We start from the raw sequence: 4,890 nt of genomic DNA, 5'->3' as shown, positions 1-4,890 counted from the left end.
GGTTTGATTTTTAATTCATAAATATCGGGGACAACAGCTTGCCTTCTAAGAGGGCAAGCACCAGCCCCCTTACAGGGGGCGAAAGGCAAAGCCACCTTCTAAGAAGGTGGATTCTTTAACTCAGATGAGAAGATGGTCAAGCTCACGAAGTCCATTAGCGAGTTGGGCGATGCCCAATAAATGGTTTGATGAGCTGGGGCTCTTTAACTTAGAAAAGATACAAACGGGATATGTGTTCAGTACGAAGTAACTGAATAAAATTAAGCAGGAGTCGTATACGAGAACCGTACGTACGGTTCTGTGAGAGGGATGAGGCAGTGATGCCTCACCCTACTCGATATACTCAGTTATTCACCAATGTCTTCATTCCACAGCTTAGGGTTTTCGTCGATAAACTGTGTCATCATTTCAACGCACTCTTGATCATCGAGCAATTCGATTTCAACCCCACGGCTTTTTAATAGCTCTTCATCCCCCAAGAAAGTTTGGCTTTCACCGATAATCACTTTAGGGATCTCATACAACAAAATGGCGCCACAGCACATCGAACATGGAGACAACGTCGTATAAAGCTCACAACGTCGATATTCCTGTGCCGTTAATCTTCCTGCATTCTCAAGCGCATCCATTTCACCATGCAATACACAACTGCCCTTTTGCACTCGACGGTTATGACCTCGTCCAATGATTTCACCCTCTTTAACTAAAACCGAACCGATTGGGATCCCACCTTCAGATAGCCCTTTCTTCGCTTCTTCCACCGCAGCTTTAAAAAATAGATTCATATCATCAACCTCTCTACTCACTCGTTATTCACATTTGATCGCTCAGAAAAAGTGAAAGGCGTCCATTACAAATTTACCTCAATGAATAAAAATCAAACCTTCATCAACTTCACAGCTATTTTAGCTGCTGGCAACGCTCTGAGCAGATCACATTCGAATGTGGATGGGTATTACTATACAATTGCGCCATTATGAAATGTCAGTATAGGACGTAAACATGGCTTGGATACAACTGGTATTCCATTCAGACAATCTACACGCTGAAGCGCTTGGCGATTTATTGATGGAACACGAAGCGCTTTCGATCACAATGGAAGACGGTAAAGATCAGCCCATTTTTGAACCAAAGCTTGGTGAAACCCCTCTATGGAACGACACCATTGTCACGGCATTATTTGAAGCCGATATGGATCTCAACCCTGTGGTTGATATGCTCAAAATGCACCCTGATGTTGATGACAACTTAAAATACAAAATTGAACAGGTCGAAGATAAAGACTGGGTTCGTGAATGGATGGACAACTTTCACCCAATCCAATTTGGCCACCGCTTGTGGATCTGCCCAAGTTGGCGTGACATTCCCGATCCTGAAGCGATTAATGTCATACTCGATCCCGGACTTGCATTTGGAACAGGTACGCACCCAACCACAGCATTGTGTTTAGAGTGGTTAGATGGCCTAGACCTATCAAACAGCGATGTCATCGATTTCGGATGTGGTTCTGGCATTTTGGCAGTCGCAGCACTTAAGTTGGGTGCTAAAACAGTGACGGGAATTGATATCGATTACCAAGCCATTGAGGCTTCAAAAGCCAATGCACAAAGAAATGCGTGTAATGATCGGCTTTCTTTATACTTACCAGAAGAAACACCTTCTAACTTGAAAGCTGACATCTTGGTCGCCAATATTCTTGCTGGTCCACTTAAAGAACTTGCGCCACAAATCGCTAGCCACTTGAATTCTGGCGGAAAACTGGCACTTTCCGGTTTGCTCAGAGAACAAGCAGAAGAGCTAAAAGACTTTTATAGTCAATGGTTTGAAATGGATGCTCCACAACACAAAGATGACTGGAGTCGTTTGAACGGGATTCGCAAATAGTCAAGCTGCTCACAAAACCAGCGAAACGTCATTGACCTCTGTAGCTCAAAATTGTAAACAGACTATGTAAATGCTGTTGTTACTGAGATCACAGGAAATAAAAGTCAAGAAAAAAAGTTTCGCTCAGGTCATTTATTAACCTTTTCATGTGTGTCAAAAAGGGCTAATATAGCGCCCCTTTGACGCACAAGGTGACAAAAACGATGCAAATTGGACCCTATCAACTGAAGAATCAGCTGATCGTGGCACCAATGGCTGGTGTCACTGATCAGGCTTTTCGAAACCTATGTTTACGTCACGGTGCTGCTTTAGCAGTATCTGAGATGCTGTCGTCTAATCCCGAGGTTTGGGATTCAGATAAAAGTCGGCATCGTATGGCGCATTCTGGCGAAGAAGGTTTACGATCTGTGCAGATAGCAGGCAGTGATCCAGAGTTAATGGCGAGAGCCGCTCAGTTCAATGTAGAACAAGGCGCTCACATCATTGACATTAATATGGGTTGCCCTGCAAAGAAAGTGAATAAGAAGCTCGCTGGTAGTGCGCTCATGCAAGCCCCCGAACTTGTAGAACGCATTGTTGATGCTGTAGTAAGCAGTGTTGATGTACCAGTCACGCTAAAAATTCGCACGGGATGGGACCCAGAACACCGTAATGGTATTCAAATTGCCCTGATAGCTGAAGCCTGCGGAATAGCCGCACTCGCCGTACATGGGCGAACGAGGCAGTGTATGTATAAAGGTGATGCCGAATACGACACAATAAGCGCAATTAAACAGTCGATTTCGATCCCTGTAGTTGCTAACGGCGATATAACAAGTCCTGAAAAAGCACGTTATGTGTTGGATAAAACAGGCGCCGATGCACTCATGGTTGGTCGAGGTGCGCAAGGACGCCCTTGGATTTTTAATGAAATTCAGCATTACTTAGAAACCGGAGAAAAATTGGCTCCAATCAGCCAGGAAGTCAAACGGCAAGTGATGTTGGAACATTTAACCAAACTATATGACTTATATGGTGAGTTTAAGGGAGTAAGGTTCGCCAGAAAGCACATAGGTTGGTATTTCAACCAAGAGCAACAACGCCAGTTTCGAGCCGAGTTTAATCGACTAGAAAGTGCGACAGAGCAGTATTCCATGGTGGAATGCTATTTTGAAGATTTAGATTAGATTTATTAAAGAGCAGAATACGAATGTTTGATCAGACAACTAATACAGAAGTTCATCCTCTTACCGTAGGTAAAATCGAAACAGCTAACGGTACTATTAAGCCACAATTATTACGTGACGCTGTAAAGCGCGCTGTAGCTAACTTCTTTCAACAGTTAGACGGTCAGGACGCTCAAGAAGTATATGAAATGGTTCTATGTGAAGTAGAAGCACCACTTCTTGACATCATCATGCAACACACTCGCGGTAACCAAACGCGTGCAGCAAACATGCTAGGTATCAACCGTGGTACCTTACGCAAGAAGCTAAAAAAATACGGCATGAATTAATAGCGTTTACATAAGCTATTGAATTAAAAAACCTGTTGTCTTTGTGATGACAGGTTTTTTTGTTTTTGCTACTCACCCTGCTACTCACCAGTTATCTTTGAACCTGCTTACTCTCAATTTTTAGCTTACATTAGCCGAATTCGACTAGTGCCTGCTTAACTTTACCAATGAACGTATAATCGTCTGTAAAGGAGATTAACGGATAAAGCGAATTATATGATCGTAAAAATGATTGATTCCCATCTTTTACATATTGTTTAAACATGGCCTCTTCAGAATCGCAGTGTGCAACCACAATCAAATCTTCACTTTGATATTCTGCCATTGTGTCAATAAAAATTATCGCACCATCTGGAACAGTTTTAGAGCCTGTACCCTCCATGCTGTCACCCTTTACACGTAAAGCAAAACCATCATGAAGTATGTTGGCTGGTACTAATCGCCATTCTTCTGCATCGTTATAATTTAAGGTGTTTTTTAAATGCTTCCATTGATATGCCTGATACCAAGATAGCAATGGTATTTTGATTAGCTTTATAGAGCCAACTTGATCACTTTGATATACCTCTCCCGTACCCGTATTTAACCAGTCTGGGTTTACCCCGAGTTCTTGGCATATGCGCACTAAGAAGCGAGAGTTATGCGTACGCCCAGTACAAACTCTACTTATTGACTGCTGCTTGACTCCAGATCGCCTTGCTAGCTCAGATTGACTCCAACCAGCTTGTTTTAAGGCGTAATCCAATCTTTCAGAAATTGTTTTCATAATGCTCAGCATACAAAAATAGTACTGTTTTCACAATTAAGTGGGTTGACAATAATAAAATAAAGAGTAGTTTCTACTCATTGATGGTTTTTCTTGTCATTTCTACTTTGTTCCTCGGTGTTCGCCGTAATGCCGTAATAAAGTCATAAATGATAAATAGGAAAAAACTATGCGTGAATTCGGTAAAATTGCCTGTCGCTTTTGGTCAAGGCCAGAAATACAAGATTGGAGTTTACACGCTAGACTCATGGCATTGTATTTATTAAGCTCTGAGCATTGTAATTTAATCGGCTGCTTTCGGTTACCTTTAGGTTATATCAAGTCGGATTTAAAGTTCACCGACAAACGCGTTTTACAAGCACTTGAGCAACTTACCCAATCTAATTTTATTATTTGGTGTCATAAAACCCGCTGGTTATTGATCTCTAACTATTTAAAATTCAACCCTATTGATAATCCCAACCAAGGTAAAGCAGCGTTTTACTTACTCAAAGATATACCCGAAGGTTTTATTGCCAGAAGTGCTATCGCTGAAACGCTTTATCGTTACAAGGATAAATTACCAGCTGAATTCCTCTCTTATTACTCCAACCATTTTTGTTCAACTGTAAAAAAAGTAACAATTCAGCACTCTGAAAGTTAAATGAACAAAATACCTGCACTCAACTCACTATTTTTCACGATCATTTGACCGATCTAATCATCATGTCATGCTGTTGATATCATTCATTGAGTTGTAGCTTAT

The 4,890-nt window shown here is 41.6% G+C and carries 6 protein-coding genes; 4 read left to right on the top strand and 2 right to left on the bottom strand.

What is annotated here, in order from left to right; translation table 11 throughout:
• Positions 1 to 347: 347 nt before the first annotated feature.
• On the bottom strand, positions 348 to 785 hold the full coding sequence (locus JQC92_RS20855; RefSeq protein WP_205001462.1) for a nucleoside deaminase: 438 nt from the start codon (positions 783 to 785) through the stop codon (positions 348 to 350).
• Between the two features lie 217 nt (positions 786 to 1,002).
• Between JQC92_RS20855 and prmA the strand changes: the two genes are divergently transcribed.
• The 3 genes from prmA (at position 1,003) to fis (ending at position 3,379) form a co-directional block, all read left to right on the top strand.
• Complete coding sequence (gene prmA, locus JQC92_RS20850) at positions 1,003 to 1,884, top strand: 50S ribosomal protein L11 methyltransferase (RefSeq protein WP_205001461.1); 882 nt, start codon at positions 1,003 to 1,005, stop codon at positions 1,882 to 1,884.
• Positions 1,885 to 2,087: 203 nt separating this feature from the next.
• A complete protein-coding gene (gene dusB / locus JQC92_RS20845; RefSeq protein WP_205001460.1) occupies positions 2,088 to 3,050 on the top strand; it encodes a tRNA dihydrouridine synthase DusB in 963 nt (320 codons plus the stop codon).
• Positions 3,051 to 3,073: 23 nt separating this feature from the next.
• Positions 3,074 to 3,379, top strand: coding sequence for a DNA-binding transcriptional regulator Fis (fis, locus tag JQC92_RS20840; protein ID WP_129945755.1), 306 nt, complete (start codon positions 3,074 to 3,076; stop codon positions 3,377 to 3,379).
• A 130-nt stretch (positions 3,380 to 3,509) separates the two neighbouring features.
• Here fis and JQC92_RS20835 read toward each other — a convergent pair whose 3' ends face one another.
• A complete protein-coding gene (locus tag JQC92_RS20835; RefSeq protein WP_205001459.1) occupies positions 3,510 to 4,145 on the bottom strand; it encodes a LexA family protein in 636 nt (211 codons plus the stop codon).
• 169 nt (positions 4,146 to 4,314) lie between these two features.
• Here JQC92_RS20835 and JQC92_RS20830 point away from each other — a divergent pair, with 169 nt between their 5' ends.
• Positions 4,315 to 4,788: a hypothetical protein gene (locus JQC92_RS20830; protein WP_205001458.1), complete on the top strand. Its 474-nt coding sequence runs from the start codon at positions 4,315 to 4,317 to the stop codon at positions 4,786 to 4,788.
• Positions 4,789 to 4,890 lie beyond the last annotated feature (102 nt).

It is taken from the genome of Parashewanella hymeniacidonis (assembly GCF_016900895.1).
GTDB classification, from domain to species: domain Bacteria; phylum Pseudomonadota; class Gammaproteobacteria; order Enterobacterales; family Shewanellaceae; genus Parashewanella; species Parashewanella hymeniacidonis.
The sequence above is the reverse complement of the archived record's forward strand: the minus strand, read 5'-3'. Positions and strand labels throughout refer to the sequence as shown.